General features: G+C 69.1%; 15 protein-coding genes and 3 pseudogenes. 16 read left to right on the plus strand and 2 right to left on the minus strand.

The features are described from left to right. Positions 1-1,089: acetyl-CoA C-acyltransferase (locus ABD932_RS28565; protein WP_345016783.1), on the minus strand; the 1,089-nt coding region annotated here is incomplete at its 3' end. A gap of 295 nt (positions 1,090-1,384) precedes the next feature. On the opposite strand from ABD932_RS28565, the gene ABD932_RS28570 reads away from it, so the two are divergent. The 6 genes from ABD932_RS28570 (at position 1,385) to ABD932_RS28595 (ending at position 6,947) form a co-directional block, all read left to right on the plus strand. Continuing rightward, complete coding sequence (locus tag ABD932_RS28570) at positions 1,385-2,266, plus strand: alpha/beta fold hydrolase (RefSeq protein WP_345016786.1); 882 nt, start codon at positions 1,385-1,387, stop codon at positions 2,264-2,266. A gap of 2 nt (positions 2,267-2,268) precedes the next feature. Continuing rightward, positions 2,269-3,090, plus strand: a complete 822-nt coding sequence (locus tag ABD932_RS28575) for an SCO6745 family protein (RefSeq protein ID WP_345016788.1) — start codon at positions 2,269-2,271, stop codon at positions 3,088-3,090. Between the two features lie 253 nt (positions 3,091-3,343). Beyond that, complete coding sequence (locus ABD932_RS28580) at positions 3,344-4,339, plus strand: branched-chain amino acid ABC transporter permease (RefSeq protein ID WP_345016790.1); 996 nt, start codon at positions 3,344-3,346, stop codon at positions 4,337-4,339. Positions 4,340-4,349: 10 nt separating this feature from the next. After that, positions 4,350-5,342 (plus strand): branched-chain amino acid ABC transporter permease, encoded by a 993-nt coding sequence (locus ABD932_RS28585; RefSeq protein WP_345016792.1) that lies wholly within the window; start codon positions 4,350-4,352, stop codon positions 5,340-5,342. Beyond that, positions 5,332-6,204 (plus strand): ABC transporter ATP-binding protein, encoded by an 873-nt coding sequence (locus ABD932_RS28590; protein WP_345016794.1) that lies wholly within the window; start codon positions 5,332-5,334, stop codon positions 6,202-6,204. Before ABD932_RS28585 ends, ABD932_RS28590 begins: the two co-directional genes overlap by 11 nt. 2 nt (positions 6,205-6,206) lie before the next feature. After that, complete coding sequence (locus tag ABD932_RS28595) at positions 6,207-6,947, plus strand: ABC transporter ATP-binding protein (RefSeq protein WP_345016796.1); 741 nt, start codon at positions 6,207-6,209, stop codon at positions 6,945-6,947. Positions 6,948-6,969: 22 nt separating this feature from the next. On the opposite strand, the gene ABD932_RS28600 is transcribed toward ABD932_RS28595, so the two are convergent. After that, positions 6,970-8,217: an ABC transporter substrate-binding protein gene (locus ABD932_RS28600; protein WP_345016798.1), complete on the minus strand. Its 1,248-nt coding sequence runs from the start codon at positions 8,215-8,217 to the stop codon at positions 6,970-6,972. 566 nt (positions 8,218-8,783) lie between these two features. Between ABD932_RS28600 and ABD932_RS28605 the strand changes: the two genes are divergently transcribed. The 10 genes and pseudogenes from ABD932_RS28605 (at position 8,784) to ABD932_RS28650 (ending at position 19,904) form a co-directional block, all read left to right on the plus strand. Beyond that, positions 8,784-9,257: a cupin domain-containing protein gene (locus ABD932_RS28605; RefSeq protein WP_345016800.1), complete on the plus strand. Its 474-nt coding sequence runs from the start codon at positions 8,784-8,786 to the stop codon at positions 9,255-9,257. 193 nt (positions 9,258-9,450) lie between these two features. Next, positions 9,451-10,302 carry an MBL fold metallo-hydrolase gene (locus ABD932_RS28610; protein ID WP_345016802.1) on the plus strand — a complete coding sequence of 284 codons (852 nt, stop codon included), beginning with the start codon at positions 9,451-9,453 and terminating at the stop codon, positions 10,300-10,302. Positions 10,303-10,483: 181 nt separating this feature from the next. Further along, the gene (locus ABD932_RS28615; protein WP_345016804.1) at positions 10,484-11,395 is read left to right on the plus strand and encodes an NAD-dependent protein deacetylase; all 912 of its coding nucleotides are present in this window, start codon (positions 10,484-10,486) and stop codon (positions 11,393-11,395) included. A 203-nt stretch (positions 11,396-11,598) separates the two neighbouring features. Then, positions 11,599-11,922: pseudogene (locus tag ABD932_RS28620) on the plus strand (helix-turn-helix domain-containing protein); the annotation flags it as partial. After that, positions 11,915-13,081, plus strand: a pseudogene (locus ABD932_RS28625) (xanthine dehydrogenase family protein molybdopterin-binding subunit); the annotation flags it as partial. The pseudogenes ABD932_RS28620 and ABD932_RS28625, both read left to right, overlap by 8 nt. A 71-nt stretch (positions 13,082-13,152) precedes the next feature. Next, entirely contained in the window at positions 13,153-14,283 is a 1,131-nt protein-coding gene (locus tag ABD932_RS28630; RefSeq protein ID WP_345017075.1) for an XdhC family protein, read from the plus strand. Between the two features lie 483 nt (positions 14,284-14,766). After that, positions 14,767-15,651 (plus strand): annotated as a pseudogene (locus tag ABD932_RS28635) (chitinase); the annotation flags it as partial. A 110-nt stretch (positions 15,652-15,761) separates the two neighbouring features. After that, positions 15,762-17,906 carry an RICIN domain-containing protein gene (locus tag ABD932_RS28640; protein WP_345017077.1) on the plus strand — a complete coding sequence of 715 codons (2,145 nt, stop codon included), beginning with the start codon at positions 15,762-15,764 and terminating at the stop codon, positions 17,904-17,906. 88 nt (positions 17,907-17,994) lie between these two features. Next, entirely contained in the window at positions 17,995-19,110 is a 1,116-nt protein-coding gene (locus tag ABD932_RS28645; protein ID WP_345016806.1) for a glycoside hydrolase family 19 protein, read from the plus strand. Between the two features lie 26 nt (positions 19,111-19,136). Beyond that, on the plus strand, positions 19,137-19,904 hold the full coding sequence (locus ABD932_RS28650) for an NPP1 family protein (RefSeq protein ID WP_345016808.1): 768 nt from the start codon (positions 19,137-19,139) through the stop codon (positions 19,902-19,904). Positions 19,905-20,024 lie beyond the last annotated feature (120 nt).

Here is a 20,024-nt window from a genome sequence, read left to right on the forward strand (position 1 = left end):
CCGGGCGCCGGTCATTCCGTACGGGTGACCGACCGAGATGGCGCCGCCATTGACGTTGAACCGCTCCGGGTCGATGTGCAGTTCGTCCCGGCAGTACAGCGCCTGGGAAGCGAACGCCTCGTTGAGTTCCCACAGGCCGATGTCGTCGATGCTGAGATCGTGCTGCTTCAGCAGCTTCGGAATGGCGAACACCGGACCGATGCCCATCTCGTCCGGCCCGCAACCTGCAACGGTCATACCCCGGTAGACGCCCAGCGGTTCCAGTCCCCGGCGCTCGGCCTCCTTCGACTCCATCAGCACCGACGCCGAAGCCCCGTCCGACAACTGCGAGGAGTTGCCCGCCGTGACACTGGAATGCGCGCTCACCTGACCGTCGGGCAGCACCGGCGCCAACCCGGCCAGGCCCTCGAGCGTCGTCGACGCGCGGTTGCCCTCGTCCCGAGTCAGGGTCACGGCCTCGTCCCGCACCTCCCCGGTCTGCTTGTCCCGGACCTTCTTGACGCTGTCGAGCGCGACGATCTCCTGGTCGAACCGGCCGGCCTCCTGCGCCGCCGCGGTGCGCTGCTGTGACACCAGCGCGAACTCGTCCTGGCGTTCCCGGCTCACGCCGTAGCGTTCGGCGACGATCTCCGCCGTGTGCAGCATCGGCAGGTAGATGCTCGGCTTGTGCTCGACCAGCCAGGGATCCGCCATGCGGTGGGTGTTCATGTGGTCGTTCTGGACCAGGGAGATCGACTCGACACCGCCGCCGACAGCGACCTGCATTCCGTCCGCGACTATCTGCTTGGCGGCCGTCGCAATGGCCATCAGACCCGACGAGCACTGCCGGTCGATCGTCATCCCCGGCACGATGTCCGGAAGCCCGGCACGCAGAGCAGCCTGACGCGCGACGTTGAAGCCCGCGGACCCCTGCTGCACGGCGCAGCCGAAGATCACGTCCTCGACCTCACCTCCCTCGAGCCCGGCGCGCTGCACCGCGTGCGAAAGGGCATGGGCGGCAAGTTCCTGCGCCTGGGTGTCGTTGAACGCGCCGCGGTAAGCCTTTCCGATAGGCGTCCGTGCCGTCGAAACGATGACTGCTTCCCTCATGTCGCCTCACTGTTTCCTGTTGGTCCGGTTCGTCCGGGGCTGCGGGACCGGAGCTCCGAGCTCCGTGAGCCGGGCTCGATTGCCGGTAGGCGGTGCCGAACGCCAACTGCTGTACGGAGAGGGCTCATTGACCGTCTCCTCGGGCGACCGATGGCATGTCATGGCCGCAGGGGTGCCAGGGGTTGACCTCCCGACGGTTATAGTTGAATTCGGCGTCAGGTTCAATCACGACCAGGTCTTGACAGCCCGCACCCCTACCTGAAAGCTACCGACCAGTCGGTACGAAGGGTGGATCGTGACTCAGCTGAGCATCTCCACGGCTGCGGGCGTGTTCGACGCGATCGCGGCGGGTCCGCCCGAGGGCCGCCCGGTGCTGCTGCTGCACGGCTTCCCGCAGACGGGGCTGGTGTGGCGACGGCAGATCCAGGCGCTGGCCGCGCACGGCTACCGGGTGGTGGCACCCGACCAGCGTGGGTACTCCCCCGGCGCCCGCCCCCAGCGGCCCGAGGACTATCGCATCAGCCTTCTCGTAGACGACGTGGTCGCCCTCAGCGAGGAACTGGGCTGGGCGGCGTTCGACCTGGTCGGCCATGACTGGGGAGGCGCGGTGGCCTGGTGGACCGCGCACGCCCACCCCGGCCGCGTACGCACCTTGACGGTTGTCTCCACCCCGCACCCCGGCGCTCTGGCCGGCACCCTGCGCACCGACGAGGATCAGCGCGAACGCTCCCGCTACATGATCGACTGGCGCGAGACACCCGCGACCGAGGAGCGCATGCTCGCCCACGATGCCCAAGAGCTTCGCGAGTTCTACGCCGGAAAGGTTCCGCAAGACAGTGCGGACGCCTACGTGTCGCACCTGTCCCAGCCGGGCGCTCTCACCGCGGCGCTGAACTGGTACCGGGCAGGCCGCCCCGATGGCGCGATCGGCGTCATCGACGTGCCCACGCTGTACGTCTGGAGCACGGGCGACAGCGCGTTCGGCGCGACGGCGGCACAGGAGACCGGGCGGTGGGTCAACGGGCCGTACCGGTTCGAGACCCTCCAAGGCGTCAGCCACTGGATCCCCGAGGAGGCGCCCGAGACGCTGAGCCGCCTGCTGCTCGAACACCTGCAAACGCACGGCGAGTACGGAACCGCAGCGAATACCCCGTTCGTCGACTCTCCGGAGAGGTGACCATGAAGTCAGCGCGCGCGGCCTGGCGAGGACTCGAGCCCGTACACGGCATGATCTATTTCGTCCCCGAGGCAAGGCGTCGGTACGCGGACCTCGGGCTGAGCGGACGCGCCGGCTATTTCACCTCCCGGAGCGCCGCGTTCGGCCGAGCATCCGCCGAGCTGGTCATCTCGACCTTCTACAACTTCTGCCCCGATCTCGTACGGCAGGCGCTCGACGGGGCCTGGGACGCAACGACGCCGCAGCAGGTGCTGGACGCGCGGTACGCCGCGGCGGGTGAAGCCCTGCGGCGGGCGGGAATCCACGAACTGCCCGCCCTGGACGAGGTCCTGGCACTGACCCGCCGGGCCGCCGAGGCAGCCTGCGAACACGCCCAGGGCCGCCCGCTGTTCGCCGCGCATGCCGCACTGCCCTGGCCGGAGGAGCCGGTACTGCAACTGTGGCACGCCCAGACCCTGCTCCGGGAGTTCCGTGGAGACGGCCATGTCGCATGCCTGCTGAGCGAGGGCGTCGGGGCCCTGGAAGCCCTGGTTCTGCACGCCGCCACCGGCGAGGTCCCCGTCGACTTCCTCAAGGCGAGCCGCGCATGGCCCGAGGAGGAGTGGGCCGGCACCCAGGAGCGCCTACGCAAGCGAGGGCTCCTCGACGGCGACTCCCTCAGCCCGGAAGGCGTACTCCTGCGCCGGCACATCGAGGACCGCACCGACCGCCTGGCCCTTCCCGCCTACGCCGCCCTGGGCGACACCGACTGCGAACGCCTCGCCGAACTCGCGAGCCCCTTCGGCCGCGCCGTCGTCGAAGCCGGCCTTCTCAATCTCCGCTGACCGGACCCTGGGCTGCGCGCCAGCCAACAGCACACCCGGGCCAACGACGGAAGACACGTCAGACACTGGCACCGACTGGTCAGGCCGTCCGACCAGTTCGCAGGCGCTGCACGTCACGCACAAGCGCGTAGAAGGCACCACCCGCATCCTCTGTTCTCCGTGGGCACCCACGGTGGCCCGCAGCCCGTGTCACCGCCCCGACCTGCACCTACACTGAGCCCATAAGGGATGTCCTTGACATACCGGATCCGCCATGCGCTATCAGCGGATGCTCGTACCGGCCCTCGCCCTGGTCCTCGTCATGGTCCCCGCGATCTCCGCACGGGCCCAGGGTGAGGAAGTCCCGCGCGGCCCCACGTTCGCCGCGCGCGCTCTGCAGGCGCTGATCGACGGCATCCAGTTCGGGGTGATCATCGCGATCACATCGGTCGGGCTCTCGCTGATCTTCGGAACCATCCACCTGATCAACTTCGCGCACGGTGAGTTCGTCACGATCGGAGCGACCTTCGCGCTCTTCCTCAACGTCTCCGCGGCCGGCCCGGGCTGGCACCTGATCCCCGCCGCCATCGCCGCGGTGGCCTTCGGCGCCCTGCTGGGCGGGGCCGTCGAGCGCGGCATCTGGCGCCCACTGCGGGCCCGGGGCACCGGCCTGATCAACATGTTCATCGTCACCATCGGGCTCTCGCTGCTGCTGCGGCACGTCGTGCTCGTGCTGTACGGAACCCGGCCTGCCTCCTACGCGCAGTACGACATCCAGAGCGCGATCGACCTGGGTCCTGCCGGCATCACCCCACGCGACCTCACGGTCACCCTCCTCGCCGTACTGGTGCTGCTCGCGGTCGCCGCGCTCCTGCAAAAGACGCGGATCGGCACCGCTGTCCGAGCCGTCTCGGCCAACCGTGACCTCGCGGAGGCGTCGGGCATCGACGTGCAGCGGGTGGTGCTGTTCGTATGGATGCTCGCCGGCGGACTGGCCGCACTCGGCGGCGTCTTCTTCGGCCTGGTCGAGATCGTCACCTGGGACATGGGCTTCAAGCTCCTGCTGCTCATGTTCGCCGGGGTCATCCTGGGAGGGCTCGGCTCCGCCTACGGTGCCATGGTCGGCAGCCTCGTCATCGGCGTCGTCGCCCAGATGTCCACCCTGTGGTTCCCGGTTGACCTGCAGTACGCGTGGGCGCTGCTCGTCCTCATCGTCGTTCTCCTCGTCCGGCCGCAGGGCATCCTCGGCCGGGCCGAACGCGTCGGGTGAGGAGTGCGCCATGGACTTCTCGACCATCCTCTCCGACGCACTCCGCTCCGGAATCGGCCCCATCGCCGCCGTCTACGCGCTCGCCGCGATGGGGCTGAACCTGCACTTCGGTTACACCGGGCTCCTGAACTTCGGCCAGGTCGGTTTCATGCTGGTCGGCGGCTACGGGCTCGCCATCACCGTGTCGACGTACAACGGCCCGATGTGGCTCGGCGTCCTGGGCGGCATCGCCTGCGCGATCGTGCTGGCCCTCCTGCTCGGCCTGCCCACCCTGCGACTGCGCGCCGACTACCTCGCCATCACCACGATCGCGGCAGGGGAGGCACTGCGGCTGTTCTACCGGTCCAGCTGGGCCGAGCCGGTCACCGGCGGGGTGTTCGGGCTGCAGAGGTTCGCGAACGACTTCTACGCCCTCAACCCCATCGAGCCCGGCACCTATGGCGGGTGGCTCGTGAGGTTCAGTTCCCGCGACCTCTGGGTGATGATCATCGGATGGGCGCTGGTGCTCGTGGTCGGAATCCTGCTCGCCCTGCTGATCCACAGCCCGTGGGGCCGTGTCATCCGCTCGATCCGTGAAGACGAGGTCGCCGCGCGCAGCCTCGGCAAGAACGTCTACGTGTACAAGATGCAGAGCCTCGTGCTCGGCGGCGTCATCGGCGCGGTCGCGGGCATGATGCAGGCGATCCAGGTGCAGTCCGTGAACCCGGACAACTACGATCCGGGCGTCACGTTCTTCCTGTACACACTGCTCGTCCTCGGCGGCGCCGGGCGGATCCTCGGGCCGGTCGTCGGCTCGATCCTGTTCTGGTTCGTCCTCAGCTTCCTCGACAGCGCGCTGCGCCAGGCCATCGACGCCGAGTACATCTCGCCGGACCTCATCAGCACCTCGGAGGTCGGCGCGGTGCGCTTCGCGCTGGTCGGGGTCGCCCTGATCCTGCTGGTGGCGTTCAGGCCGCAGGGCATCCTCGGCAGCAGGAAGGAGATGCTGCTCAGTGGCCGCTGACCCTGTCGTCTCCCCCGCGGGCCGGCTCTCGGTGATCGCTCCCGAGCCGGGGGTGCGCAAGCCCGATCCTCTGCTGGTCCTGGACCAGGTGACCCGCACGTTCGGCGGCCTCGTCGCGGTGCGGGTCGAGCACCTGGAGGTGCAGCGCGGGGCCATCACGGCGCTCATCGGGCCGAACGGCGCCGGCAAGACCACGTTGTTCAACGTGGTGAGCGGGTTCGACCGGGCCGACGGCGGCCGGTGGTCGTTCGACGGACAGCCGCTCACCGGCTCGCCCGCGCACCGGGTGGCGCGGCGGGGACTGGTCCGTACGTTCCAGCTCACCAGGACGCTCGCCCGGCTCACCGTGCTGGAGAACCTGCTGCTCGCCGCGCCCGGGCAACGCGGCGAGCGGGTGCTGCCCGCACTGTTGCGACCGCTGTGGCGCGGGCAGGAGCGGGAGTTCGAGCGCCGGGCCGCCGAACTGCTGGACCGCTTCCGGCTCGGTCCACTGCGCGACGACCATGCCGGCACGCTCTCCGGCGGTCAGCGCAAACTGCTGGAACTGGCCCGCGCGCTGATGGCCCGGCCGGTCATGCTCCTGCTCGACGAGCCGATGGCCGGGGTCAACCCCGCGCTGACCCAGTCGCTGCTCGGGCACATCACGCAGCTGCGCGACGAGGGGCTGACGGTGTGCTTCGTCGAGCACGACATGGACGTGGTGATGGGCATCAGCGACTGGGTGGCCGTCATGGCCGACGGCCGCCTGGTGGCCGAGGGCCCACCGCACACGATCGGCCGGAACGCCGCCGTCGTGGACGCCTACCTGGGCAAGCGGCACGACGAGCCGGAGGCGACCGAGGAGAAGGGCAGGGAGGAGTAGCGATGTCCGCCGAGGAACAGGCACCGGTGCTGGCGGCCGACGACATCGTCGCCGGTTACGTCCCCGGTGTCGATGTACTGCGCGGATGCAGCATCGAGGTGCGGCCGGGCGAGGTGGTCGGCGTGATCGGCCCCAACGGCGCCGGCAAATCGACGCTGGTCAAGGCCGTCTTCGGGCTGCTGCGCGTGCGCGGCGGGACCGTGCGGCTGCGCGGCGAGGACGTGACCGGCCGGCCCGCGCACGAGCTGGTCCGGCGGGGCGTGGGCTACGTACCGCAGCTGCAGAACGTGTTCCCCACGCTGACCGTCGAGGAGAACCTGCGGATGGGGGTCTATCTGCGGCCCAAGGACCACGCGCGGCGGGTCGCGGCGGTCGAGGAGCTCTTCCCCGTACTGGCCGCCCGCCGCAAGCAGAAGGCCGACGCGATGTCCGGCGGCGAACGCCAGATGCTCGCGATGGCCCGCGCGCTGATGATGGAGCCGCAGCTGCTGCTGCTCGACGAGCCGTCGGCCGGCCTGTCACCGCTCCATCAGGACCACGTCTTCGACCGGTGCAGAATGATCAACCGCGCGGGCGTCGCCGTGCTCATGGTCGAGCAGAACGCCCGCAGGTGCCTGCAGCTCTGCGACCGCGGCTATGTCCTCGACCAGGGCCGCAACGCGTACACGGGGACGGGTACGGCCCTGCTGCACGACGAGAAGGTGATCGAGCTCTACCTCGGCACGCTCGCCCGCGTCCGTTGACTCCCGCTGTCAGTCCTCCCGGTCACCCCTCGGCCTTGCTGGTCTCGATACGCAGGGTCTCCAGCTGTCCCTTGTCGTTGTAGCCGTACACCTCGATCGACGCCTGGCCGGGTTCGCCCTTGTCGGTGAAGTCGAGCGGACCGCTCACACCGTCGTAGTCGATGTCCCTGCCGTCGGCGAGCAGCTCCTTGCAGGCGGCGAACGAGTTGCACTTCTCGCCGTCCTTGGTGATCCCGTTCATCTCCTTCACGTACTCGGCAGGGTCGTCGGACTCCGCCTTCTCGGCGGCGAGCGCGATCGTCGTCACGCAGTCGAACACCTGCGGTGCGAACTGCAGCTCCTTCAGATCCGGCGCGAATTCCTTGAGCTCCTTCACGTACTGCTCGTTCGACGCCGACGCCGGCGCGGTCCCCTTCATCCCGGAGAGTTTCTCGGGCTCGCCCGGGGCGACCAGCGACGGCAGTTCCTCGCTGCGCAGTCCGTCGGCGCCGTAGACGCCGATCTGGTCGGGCCCGAGTCCGGACTCGATCATGCCCTGCAGGATCTGGGTGCCTTCCTCGAAGGCGATCACCACGGCGGCGTCCGGCCTGGAGTTCTCTATCTGCTGGACGACCTGGTCGAAGTTGCTCGCCTTCGGGTCGTAGGTCTCGGCGAGCGTCACCGTCGCGCCGCGCTCCTCCAGCGTCTTCTGGGTGGCCTCCATCAGGCCGCGCCCGTAGTCGTCCGCCCGTGCGACCAGGGCCACCCGGTCGTGGCCGTCGTCGCGGACGACATCCGCCAGGATGGGCCCCTGCAACGCGTCGCTAGGGACGGTACGGAAGTAGAAGCCGTCGTCCTCGTAGTCGGTGAAGGTGGGAGCGGTGTTCGACCCCGAACACTGCACGACGCCCGCTCCGGTCACCCGGTCGATGAACGCCAGCGACATGCCGGAAGCCGCGGCGCCGACGATCGCGTCCACTCCTGCCGCGAGGACCCGGTCCGCCGACTGCGCGGCAACGGCCTCCTGACCCGCCTCGTCACTGGAGACCACCGCCGGCACGGACTTGCCCAGGACTCCGCCGGCGTCGTTGATCTTCTGTATCGCGAACTTCAACGACTCGATCTGGGGTGGGCCGAGGTAGGCCAGCTGTCCCGTCTCCGGCAGGACGTACCCGAACTGGAGCTCACCATCGCCCGGCTCGGCCTGGGCAGTGCCCGTCGTACCGCAGACGGCTATCACAAGAACAGCCGCGCTTGCGAAGATCGCGGACCGTCGTATCGACGCTTTCATATCCGCCTCCGCTCGTTACAGCGGCGGTGGTCGACTGGCCGGCCATCCGCCCGCCATCTGTACATGAGGGTAGAACTCATTCAGAGTCCGGAAAAGAACAAAATTTACACTTTTGTGATTTGATGCGCGCTTCTCGCCTCTGCCAGTCAGGGGCGACGGCAGGAGGGTGGCGTCTTTCTCACCTGCTCATGAGCGTGGTCACTCGGAACGCACCTCGGAGTCGACCGGATCGGCGGGGCCGTAATCAGCCTCGACGGCGACCGTACGGCAGGACAGCAGGGCGTTGGACCGCAGGTCGTAGGGGCGGTGAAGGTCACGCAGAGCGTCACGGGGTCGGCTTCGCCATCGCGGGCGTGGGGACGACGTCGTACAGCGCCACTATGAGCAGTACGTCGGCGGACACTGCGCAGTCTCCCCCTGGGCCATCAGGCCGAGCGGCACATGATCACGCGGCGCGGCCACAGTGACGCCACCCGGCATCCACCGGCACGCACACCCGGATGGCGGCCTTCTGCCGGCTCAGCGGCGGGGAACAGATGTGGTCACCGAGGAAGGAGCGGAGCCCCATGGTGAACAACGCCCATGCGCGTCACAGCGGTGAAGGCAAGGCATTCTGGATGCTGAACGGCCTGTACGAGGTCAAGGCGTCGAGCGACGAGACCAACGGCGCCATGACCGTCATGGAGATGACCATTCCGGAGGGGATGGGCCCACCGCCCCACACCCACCCCGGCACCGAGAGCGTCTACGTCATCGAGGGAACGCTCCGCTATCACATCGGCGGCGAGACAGTCGAAGGCGGCCCTGGATCCTTCTTCCACATCCCCGAGGGCACCCTGGAGCGGTTCGAGCCCACCAGCACCGTCCGACTCCTGGTCACCTACACCCCGGGCGACGTGGACAAATTCTTCGCGGAGGCAGGCGAACCCGCCCAGCGGCGCGAGCTGCCGCCCCGGTCGGACACCCCGCCGGACATTGACCGCATCATCGAGATCGCCGCACGGCACGGAATTCAGATGCAGCCGATGCCCGAAGCCTGAGCGCGTCGGTAGAAGGCCGCGATCATGCGGCCTGGGCTGGGCAGTGGGCCGGCAGACCAGCCCCACGCAAACACAGAGTCCCCGTCAGCACACCAACGAGGACTCATGAACGTGCTGCGTTTGACGATGGCCCGCCACGGGGCTGCACTGGATTCATGGATGCTGCGGCGAATCCGTCCCAGGGAGAGCAGCGATGCCAACCATGGAAACGTTCAACCTTCTGCAGCCGCACAAGATCGCCGAGGAGACGTTCGTCATCCCGTGGGCCCTCGAGGCCCCGCCGGTCGGCCACTTTCCGATGAACTCGATGGTGATCCGGGGAGCCGAACCGGTCCTCGTGGACACCGGGGCGCCCGCAGTGCGCTCCCAGTGGCTGGAGGCAGCCTGGTCCGTCGTGGATCCCCTGGACGTACGGTGGATCTTCCTCACCCACGACGACCGCGACCACGCCGGCAACCTCCTGGCGGTCCTCGCCGAATGCCCGAACGCGACCCTGCTGACGACATGGTTCTCCATCGGCCGCATGGCCGAGGAGTGGGAGACCCCCATCAACCGGTGCCGCTTCATGACCGACGGCGACACGATCGACGCGGGCGACCGCACCCTGGTCGCCAAACGACCGCCCCTGTACGACAACCCCACAACCCGCGCCCTCTTCGACCCGAAGACCAACGTCCTGTGGGCCGTCGACACCTTCGCCACGAACGTACCCACCCCGATGCCGGACGTTGCCGCGTTGTCCGCGGACGAATTCCGCGACGGCCAATTCTTCGGCGGACGGCTGGTCTCTCCCTGGGTCGCGTTGCTGGACACCCAGAAGTTCCGGACGGTCGTGGACTACTTCCAACGCCTGAACGCCGAGGTCATCGCCGGCTGCCATTCCCCGGTCCTCCGCGGCCCCAAGATCTCCGAGGCCTACGACCTCCTCCGCCAGCTCCCCGAGATCCCCCCGTGGGCAGAGTTCACCCAGGCCGACCTGGACCAGTGGATGGCGGCCGCCGAGAGCTCGGTACCACCGGAACAACCGCGACCGTCGGGGACGTGACTGCGGCCGTGGCCCAGTGTGCTGTCCGGACAGGTTGGTGACGTCCGGGGAAACAGAAGCCACCGCAGCCCGGTCCGCAGAACACCGCTCCCCCGACGCGGATCGTGCACGGCAGCATCCGAACCACCGGCGCCATCGACAGCGGAAACCGGGGTGGCAGCCTGTTCCGTACCCTGGCGGCATGCGGATGCGCCCCACTGTGAGCTGGACCCCGACTGCGGACCTGCCGCCGGGCACCACGGATCTGGAGCCGGTCGCCGGTGTGCTGAGCACTGGTGGTGTGCTGGTTCTCAGCGGGGCGGGCATCTCCACGGAGTCGGGCATCCCCGACTACCGCGGCGAGGGCGGGAGCCTGAGCCGGCACACTCCGATGACCTACCAGGACTTCACCGCCCATGGCCAGGCCCGGCGCCGGTACTGGGCGCGCAGCCACCTCGGCTGGCGCACCTTCGGCCGCGCCCGCCCCAACGCCGGACACCGAGCCGTGGCCGCGTTCGCGCGCCACGGCCTCCTCTCGGGCGTGATCACCCAGAACGTCGACGGCCTGCACCAGGCCGCCGGCACCGAGGGCGTCGTGGAACTGCACGGCAGCCTGGCTCGGGTCGTCTGCCTTTCCTGCGGCGCCTTCAGCCCGCGCCGCGAACTCGCCCGGCGGCTGGAGGAGGCCAATGCGGGCTTCGAGCCGGTGGCCGCCGGAATCAACCCGGACGGCGACGCCGACCTCACCGACGAACAGGTCGGGGACTTCCGTGTGCTGCCCTGCACGGTCTGCGGCGGCATCCTCAAACCGGACGTGGTGTTCTTCGGCGAAACCGTTCCGCCGCCGCGGGTCGAGCACTGCCGCGAACTGGTCCGCGAGGCTGCCTCGCTGCTGGTCCTGGGTTCCTCGCTGACGGTGATGTCCGGGCTCCGGTTCGTCCGCCAGGCAGCTCAGGCCGGGAAGCCGGTGCTGATCGTCAATCGGGACCAGACCCGCGGCGACCGGCACGCCCTCACCCGGGTCGCACTCCCACTGGGAACAGCCCTCACCACCCTGGCCGGCCGACTGGGCATCCCCGTCGACGATGAGGCAACGATCAGGGCGAACGAGTGACGGTCGCTGGGCGTCACCGAAGCGACCGCCGAGGGGCTGATCTCCTGCCTGGTCGGGGTCATCGGACAGCCACTGCCCTGCGGGGCTCACACGCATCGCCTTGTCAGACCGCGCCGTGCCAGGGAACCGTGTTCAGGGGCATGACACGGCCCCACACACCTACCGGCCGGTCACCCGGGTCCGCACACTCGAAGGCATGACACGTGAGCAGCCCACCGGCGGGGGGCACCGAGCTGGGCAGCTTCCTGCGCGTCCGCCGGGTCCGGACCACCCCCGCCGAGGCCGGTCTCACGGTCGGCCCGGGACTGCGCCGCACACCCGGTCTGCGCCGTGAGGAACTGGCCACCCTCGCCGGCATCAGCATCGACTACTACGCCCGCCTGGAAGGCGGCAAGGAGACCCGGCCCAGTCCCTCTGTGCTCGACTCCCTCGCCCGCGCCCTGCGTCTGGAAGAGGCCGAACGCGAGCACCTGCGCGAGCTCGCTGTCCGAGCCGCACGGTACGCCCCCGAACCCGCGCCGCCGCCCGGGCTACTCCACCGCCGCCTTCCCCATCGAAAGCGCGATGGACGAACTAGCGGCGGAGCTCGGCATCGACCCGATCGAGCTGCGGCTGCGCAACGAACCCGACAACGACCAGGCCAGCGGACGGCCCTTCTCCACCCGGCGACTGCGCGAGTGCTACACCGTCGGCGCCCGCGAGTTCGACTGGAGCCGCCGCAACCCGAAGCCCCGCTCGACCCGGGACGGCGACTGGCTGACCGGCACCGGCATGGCCACCGCCCTCTACGACACTCTGCGCGCCCCGGGCCAGGCCTCGGTGCGGCTGGACGCCGACGGCACCGCCCTGGTCGAGTCCTCGACCAGCGACATGGGCCCTGGCACCTACACGTCCATGACGCAGGTCGCCGCCGACGCCCTCGGCCTCGCGGTCCGCAACGTCACCTTCCGCCTCGGCGACACGAACATGCCCACCGCCCCACTCCACGGCGGCTCGCTGACCATGGCCAGTGTCGGCTCCACCGTCCAGAACGGCTGCGACAAGCTGCGCCGACAGGCGATCGAACTCGCCGTCGGGGACTCGCGTTCACCGCTCTACGGCGTCGACGCCGGTGACGTGGTGGTGCGCGGCGGCCGGCTGCACGTGAAGGACAACCCCGCGCGCGGGGAGACGTACCGGCAGCTCCTCACCCGCAACAACCGCGAGTACCTGGAGACGATGGGCTCCTGGAGCCCAGGCCAGTCACGGTCGTCCATGTACGCGTACGGCGCGGTGTTCGCCGAGGTCGCCGTGGACGCCCGCCTCGGCCTGGTCCGGGTGCGGCGGATGCTCGGCGTCTTCGACGCGGGCCGGATCATCAGCCCCAAGCTGGCCGACAGCCAGGCCATCGGCGCCATGACCGGCGGCATCGGCATGGCCCTGCTGGAACACACCGTCACCGACCACCGCGACGGCCGGATCGTCAACGCCAACCTCGCCGACTACCTGGTCCCGGTCAACGCCGACGTCCCCGACCTCAGAGCGATCTACGTCGACGGCCGGGACGACGAGGCCGACCCGCTCGGCGTCAAGGGCCTCGGCGAGGTCGTCCTGGTGGGGGTGGCCCCCGCGATCGCCAACGCCGTCTTCCACGCGACGGGCCGACGGGTGCGCGAGCTGCCCATCTCCGCCGAGTCCCTGTTGTAAGCCCAACCCTGGGACGGCGGTGCACACCGCACCGCCGCCCAGGCTGTCCCTTCTGGAGATCCCCGACCAGGCTGAACATCGCGGACACGCTGCACGATTGGTGCCGCGCGGCCCGCCCCTTCGCCCTCGCCACCGTGGTCCAGGTCAGCGGCAGCGCGCCGCTGCCCATCGGCACCGCACTGGCGGTGGACGGCGACGGCAACGTGGTCGGCAGCGTGTCCGGAGGATGTGTGGAGGGGGCCGTCTACGAGCTGTGCCACGAGGTACTCAAGGGCGACGAGCCCCCGACCCGGGCCCGGTTCGGCTACTCCGACGACGACGCCTTCGCCGTAGGCCTGACCTGCGGTGGCGAACTGGACGTCCTGGTGCAACGGATCGACCCGGTCGACCAGCCCCACCTCGCCGCGGCCCTCGGCGAAGTGGCGTCCGGCCGACCCGTCACCGTGGCCCAGATCATCGACGGGCCCGAAGAACTCCTGGGCCGCACCCTGAGTGTCGCCGGCGACGGCAGCACGGAGGACGGAGCAGTGGGTGGAGAGGACTGGGAAGCTGCGGTGGCGGCCCAGGCCGGCGCCCTGCTGCGCGCGGGCCGTACGGGTCGGGTCGAGGTCGGCGGAGACGCGGCCACGTGCCCGGAGAGGCTGTCCCTCCTCGTCCACACCAACGCGTCCCGTCCCCGGATGTTGATCTTCGGCGCCGTCGACTTCGCAGGCGCGCTCAGCGAGATCGGCCGGTTTCTCGGCTACCGGGTCACGGTGTGCGACGCCCGGCCCGTCTTCGCCACGTACGCGCGCTTCCCGCACGCCGACGACGTCGTGGCCGACTGGCCGCACCGCTACCTCGCCGCCACCGAAGTGGACGCCCGCACCACGGTGTGTGTCCTCACCCACGACGCCAAGTTCGACATCCCCCTGCTGCACCTGGCACTGAGCCTGCCGGTGGGCTACGTGGGCGCGATGGGCTCGCGCCGCACCCACGCGCATCGCCTTGAATTGCTGCGCGAAGCCGGCGTACCGGAGGCGCAACTCGCTCGCCTGCATTCCCCGATCGGTCTCGACCTCGGCGCCCGTACCCCCGAGGAGACGGCCCTTTCCATCGCGGCGGAGATCATCGCCCATACGCATCACGGCTCGGGTGCGCCCTTGAGCGGGGGCGCAGGCCCGATCCACCGGGCACAGACAGCATTTCGGCCGCACCGGTAGACCCGTCGAACGTGACGCGGAGCGGTCAGCGAGCTGAGCCTGGCGGCGCTCGCCTACGTAAATCTGCAGCATGTGCGGGACGCGGGACGCCCGGTAACCGAGGTGGAGTCCTGGTGATGCTACGCAAGCATCCGGGCCATGCATGGGCCAAGGTCAGCCAAGCGCCCCCAACCCGGGCGGGCAGGCCCGAGCGGGCGACCGACACCTGGCCGGAAGCCGTAACTCACGTCCCTCACGACTTACTTCACGTATTGACGAAAGTGGTCCAGACCTTTAGGTTCACGGGTCAGCATCGCAACGCGCGACGCATTCACCGTTCATGCGGTGAACGCGGCCTCGGTTGTTCACCCCCCACGAAGGGCCTCTGCACCCATGCCCAGATCTCTCCCCACGGCTGTCTCCTTCGCCGCCCTCTCCCTCGCCACCGGCCTGCTCAGCGCGCCACCCGCACAGGCCGGCACGGGCACCGGCACAAGTCCCGACGGCACCGCCCCGTCCCCGCCGACGGCCGTGGCGCCGTACCTCTACAACGGCTGGGGCAGCCCGCCGAACCCCACCACGGTCACCAACGCCACCGGGGTCACGTACTTCACCCTCGCCTTCGTGCTCAGCAACGGCTACTGCAACCCGCAGTGGGACGGCAGCCGGGCGCTGACCGGCGGTGTCGACCAGCAGACGATCAACACCGTTCGGGCGAACGGCGGCGACGTCGTCCCGTCCTTCGGCGGGTGGAGCGGCAACAAGCTGGAGAGCTCCTGCTCCAGCGCGAGTGAACTGGCCGCCGCGTACCAGAGGGTCATCACCGCGTTCGGGCTCAAGGCGATCGACATCGATCTGGAGGCCGACGCCTACGACAGCCCCACCGTGCAGCAGCGCACGGTCGACGCGCTCAAGGCCGTGAAGAACAACAACCCCGGCCTCAAGGTCTACGTCACCATCGGCACCGGGCAGAGCGGCCCCGACACCAGCCTGATCAAACGCGCCGCCTCCTCCGGTCTGACCGTGGACGCCTGGACGATCATGCCGTTCAACTTCGGCGGCGTCGGCCAGAACATGGGCAACCTCAGCACGCAGGCCGCCGAAGGCCTCAAGGACGCGCTGAAGAACGCCTACGGCTACAGCGACGACCAGACCTACCGGCTCATGGGCATCTCGTCGATGAACGGCATCACCGACCAGGGCGAGACCGTCACGGTCGCCGACTTCCGCACGATGCTCGCCTACGCCCAGCAGCACCACCTGGCCCGCCTGACGTTCTGGTCCGCCAACCGCGACCGCCCGTGCACCGGCGGCCCCGCCGACAGCTGCTCGGGCGTGAGCCAGTCCGACTGGGACTACACCCGCGTCTTCGCGGCGTACACCGGCTGAACCAGCCACCCCCACCGCCCCCACCACCCGCACTCCTTCGGCAAGGAGAATCCGTGCTCACCTCGTTGCGCTCCGTACTCAAGCGCCGCCGCAGATCAACCGCTTCGGCGGTGGTCACCGCCGCCGCCGTCGCCTCCCTGCTCTCCGCGGCACCTGCGGCGGAGAGCGCGGTCGCCGCGCTGCCCACCGACTTCGCGACCGTCATGAACGCCGCGAGCGGCCGATGCCTGGACGCCCGGTCGGCGGCCACCGCCAACGGCACCGTCGTGCAGCAGTACTCGTGCAACGGCTCCACGGCCCAGCAGTGGAGCTTCACCACCACCAGCGACGGCTACGTCCGTATCAACAACCGCAACAACACCAACCAGGTCGTGGACGTCGCCGACGTGTCCACAGCCGATAACGCGCCCGTGCACCTGTGGACCTACGGCGGCGGCGCCAACCAGCAGTGGCTGCCCGTCCACGAGGGCGGCGGCGCCTACCACTTCGTCAACCGCAACAGCGGCAAATGCCTGGACGACCCCGGCGCCTCGACCGCGGACAGCGTGCAGTTCGTGCAGTACACGTGCAACGGCAGCGCCGCCCAGCGCTTCCAGGTGGTCCCCGTGACCCAGTCGGGCACCAATCCGGACCTCGGCCCGAACGTCGTCGTCTTCGACCCGTCCATGTCGGCGTCCACGATCCAGAGCAGGCTCAACACCATCTTCCAGCAGCAGGAGACCAACCAGTTCGGCTCCCAGCGCTACGCGGTCCTGTTCAAGCCGGGCTCCTACAACGCGGACGTCAACGTCGGCTTCTACACCCAGGTCGCCGGTCTCGGCCTGTCCCCGGACGCGGTCACGATCAACGGGGCCGTGCACGCCGAGGCCGACTGGTTCCAGGGCAACGCGACGCAGAACTTCTGGCGCGGCGCCGAGAACCTGTCCGTCAACCCGACGAGCGGCACCGACCGTTGGGCGGTCTCGCAGGCGTCGGCGTACCGCCGAATGCATCTGCGCGGCAACGTCGTACTGGACGACAACGGCTGGTCCAGCGGCGGCTTGTTCGCCGACACCAAGGTCGACGGTCAGGTCAATTCCGGCAGCCAGCAGCAGTGGCTGACTCGCAACTCCCAGCTCGGCAGCTGGACCGGCTCCAACTGGAACATGGTCTTCGTCGGCAGCCAGGGTGTCCCGGCCACCCAATTCCCCAGCCCGCCGTACACCACGGTCGCGCAGACCCCGGTCAGCCGGGAGAAGCCGTTCCTGTACGTCGACGAGAACGGCGCCTACCAGGTGTTCGTGCCGGCACCGCGGGCCAACTCCACCGGCATCAGCTGGACCAACGGTGCCTCGGGCAGCTCGCTCCCGCTGAGCCGGTTCTACATCGTGCGGCCGGGCGCGACGGCCGCGCAGATCAACTCCGCACTGGCCTCGGGCCTGAATCTGCTGGTCACCCCCGGTGTCTACCACCTCGACCAGACGCTTCAGGTCAACCGCGCCGACACCGTCGTCCTCGGCCTGGGCCTCTCGACGTTCATCCCGGACCACGGCGTCACCGCCATGCGGGTGGCCGACGTCGACGGCGTCAAGATCGCCGGTGTGCTCTTCGACGCCGGCACGACCAACTCCAGCACCCTCGTGGAGGTCGGCCCCGGCAACTCCTCCGCCTCGCACGCCGCCAACCCGACGTCCCTGCACGACGTGTACTTCCGTGTCGGCGGCGCCGCCGTCGGCAAGGCGACCACCAGCCTGGTGATCAACAGCGACAACGTCATCGCCGACCACACCTGGATCTGGCGCGCCGACCACGGCAACGGCGTCGGCTGGACCACCAACACCGGCGACACCGGCCTGATCGTCAACGGTGACAACGTCACGGCGTACGGCCTGTTCGTCGAGCACTACCAGAAGTACCAGACCATCTGGAACGGCAACGGCGGGCGGACGTACTTCTACCAGAACGAGATGCCGTACGACCCGCCGAACCAGGCGTCCTGGATGAACGGCTCGACACAGGGCTACGCCGCCTACAAGGTCGCCGACACCGTCACCAGCCACCAGGCCTACGGCGTCGGCAGCTACTGCTACTTCAACGTCAACCCGAGCGTCGCCGCCGAGCGTGCCATCGAGGCACCGAACAACGGGGGCGTCCGCTTCACCAGCATGGTGACGGTCTCGCTCGGCGGCACGGGCACCATCCGGCACGTCGTCAACAACACGGGTGGCCCGTCCAACTCCACGACCAACGTGGCCAATCTGACGAACTACCCGTAGCGCGTCACCCAGCTCCGCCGTCGGCCGTCCCTCCGCCCGAGGGGCGGCCGGCCCACCCCCCGACACCAACCAAGGAGCGTCCTCAGCCATGTCCCTGACCCAGCGCAGACCCCGCCTGGCAGTCCTCGCCGTTCTCTCCGCCCTCCTCACCACCCTGTTCACCGTGGCCCCCGCCCAGGCCGCCGACGGCACGATCACCGGACTCGCCGGCAAGTGCGTCGACGTCTCGGGTGCCTCCAGCGCCAACGGCACCGCCGTACAGCTCTACGACTGCAACGGCACCGGCGCCCAGACCTGGTCCAACCCCGGTGACGGGACCCTGCGCGCGCTCGGCAAGTGCCTGGACGTCGTCGACCGCAGTACCGCCGACGGCGCGGCGGTCCAGCTGTGGGACTGCTCGGGCGGCGCCAACCAGCAGTGGGTGGTCAGCGCGGCGCGTGACATCGTCAACCCGGCCGCGAACAAGTGCCTGGACGTCCGGGACAACAACAGCGCCAACGGCACCCGGCTGCAGATCTGGACCTGCACCGGCGCCGCGAACCAGAAGTGGAACGCGCCCGCGAGCGGAGGCGGCGGCAACCCGTCTGGATTCGTCGTCAGCGAGGCGCAGTTCAACCAGATGTTCCCGAACCGGAACTCCTTCTACACGTACAGCGGCCTCACCGCCGCCCTCAGCGCCTACCCCGGCTTCGCCAACACCGGCAGCGACACGGTGAAGAAGCAGGAGGCCGCGGCCTTCCTCGCCAACGTCAACCACGAGACCGGCGGACTCGTCCACATCGTCGAGCAGAACCAGGCCAACTACCCCCACTACTGCGACTGGAACCAGCCCTACGGCTGCCCCGCAGGCCAAGCCGCCTACTACGGACGCGGACCCATCCAGCTCAGCTGGAACTTCAACTACAAAGCCGCCGGCGACGCCCTCGGCATCGACCTGCTCAACAACCCCTGGCGGGTCCAGAACGAAGCGCCCGTCGCCTGGAAGACCGGCCTGTGGTACTGGAACACCCAGACCGGCCCCGGCACCATGACCCCGCACAACGCCATGGTCAACCAGGCCGGCTTCGGCCAGACCATCCGCTCCATCAACGGCTCCCTCGAGTGCGACGGCAAGAACCCCGCCCAGGTACAGAGCCGGGTGAACGCCTACCAGCGCTTCACACAGATCCTCGGCGTCTCCCCGGGCAGCAACCTCTACTGCTGACGACCGGCGCTCAACAAGGAGTCGAGATGCGCAAGTTGAGGCCCCTCGCCAAAGTCCTCCTCGGAGCGTTCGGCGCGCTGACGCTCGTCGTCGCGGTCCCGGCGACCGCCCACGCCAATGTCCTGACCCTGCTGCCGCAGAACGCGGACGGACTGGATCAGACCTTCTCCCCCGCCTACGACTACGACGGTGACGGCTGCTACGCCACCGCCGCCATCGGCGCCGACGGCACCATCAACCCGGGTCTGAAGCTCGGCGGCGACGTCAACGGCAAGTGCCACGACTACGCCCAGTTGGCCAACGCCAACACGTACTCACGCTCGAAGTGCAACAACGGCTGGTGCGCGGTGATGTACGCCAGCTACTTCGAGAAGGACCAGATCACCCTCGGTCCGGCGGCCCTCGGTCACACCCACGACTGGGAGCACGTCATCGTGTGGATCCACAACAACGAGGTCCAGTACGTGTCGGTGTCCCAGCACACCACCTACCAGGTGGCCGCTCGTTCGGCGATCCGCTTCGACGGCACCCACCCGAAGATCGTCTACCACAAGGACGGCGTCTCGAGTCACTGCTTCCGCTTCGCCAACAGCAACGACGAGCCGGCGGAGAACGCCACGGGCAACTGGTTCTATCCGCGCCTGGTCGGCTGGCACGGCTACCCGGCCGGATACCGCGACAAGCTCATGAGCGCGGACTTCGGCTCGGCGACGATCAAGATCGACGACGGCGACTTCCAGTGGGCCCTGGACCACGCGAAGCCGCCCGGTATCCCCTTCGATCCGTACACCTGACGCTCGGCCCTCCGGAGCCACCGTACGGGCGACGGTGTGAAGCAAACGCCCCCGCAGGCACTCGCCGGCGGGGGCTCATCCGTACCGGCGGTCTACGGCGTCACGCCGGTGACGACCCTT

This window comes from Streptomyces shaanxiensis (genome assembly GCF_039537145.1).
GTDB lineage: Bacteria > Actinomycetota > Actinomycetes > Streptomycetales > Streptomycetaceae > Streptomyces > Streptomyces shaanxiensis.

Excerpts from the sequence above, each read along its gene's own strand:
- ABD932_RS28575 (WP_345016788.1), top strand. The coding sequence starts at position 2,269 with ATGAAGTCAGCGCGCGCGGCCTGGCGAGGACTCGAGCCCGTACACGGC.
- ABD932_RS28580 (WP_345016790.1), top strand. The coding sequence starts at position 3,344 with ATGCGCTATCAGCGGATGCTCGTACCGGCCCTCGCCCTGGTCCTCGTC.
- ABD932_RS28585 (WP_345016792.1), top strand. The coding sequence starts at position 4,350 with ATGGACTTCTCGACCATCCTCTCCGACGCACTCCGCTCCGGAATCGGC.
- ABD932_RS28595 (WP_345016796.1), top strand. The coding sequence starts at position 6,207 with ATGTCCGCCGAGGAACAGGCACCGGTGCTGGCGGCCGACGACATCGTC.
- ABD932_RS28600 (WP_345016798.1), bottom strand. The coding sequence starts at position 8,217 with ATGAAAGCGTCGATACGACGGTCCGCGATCTTCGCAAGCGCGGCTGTT.
- ABD932_RS28605 (WP_345016800.1), top strand. The coding sequence starts at position 8,784 with ATGGTGAACAACGCCCATGCGCGTCACAGCGGTGAAGGCAAGGCATTC.
- ABD932_RS28610 (WP_345016802.1), top strand. The coding sequence starts at position 9,451 with ATGCCAACCATGGAAACGTTCAACCTTCTGCAGCCGCACAAGATCGCC.
- ABD932_RS28615 (WP_345016804.1), top strand. The coding sequence starts at position 10,484 with ATGCGGATGCGCCCCACTGTGAGCTGGACCCCGACTGCGGACCTGCCG.
- ABD932_RS28645 (WP_345016806.1), top strand. The coding sequence starts at position 17,995 with ATGTCCCTGACCCAGCGCAGACCCCGCCTGGCAGTCCTCGCCGTTCTC.
- ABD932_RS28650 (WP_345016808.1), top strand. The coding sequence starts at position 19,137 with ATGCGCAAGTTGAGGCCCCTCGCCAAAGTCCTCCTCGGAGCGTTCGGC.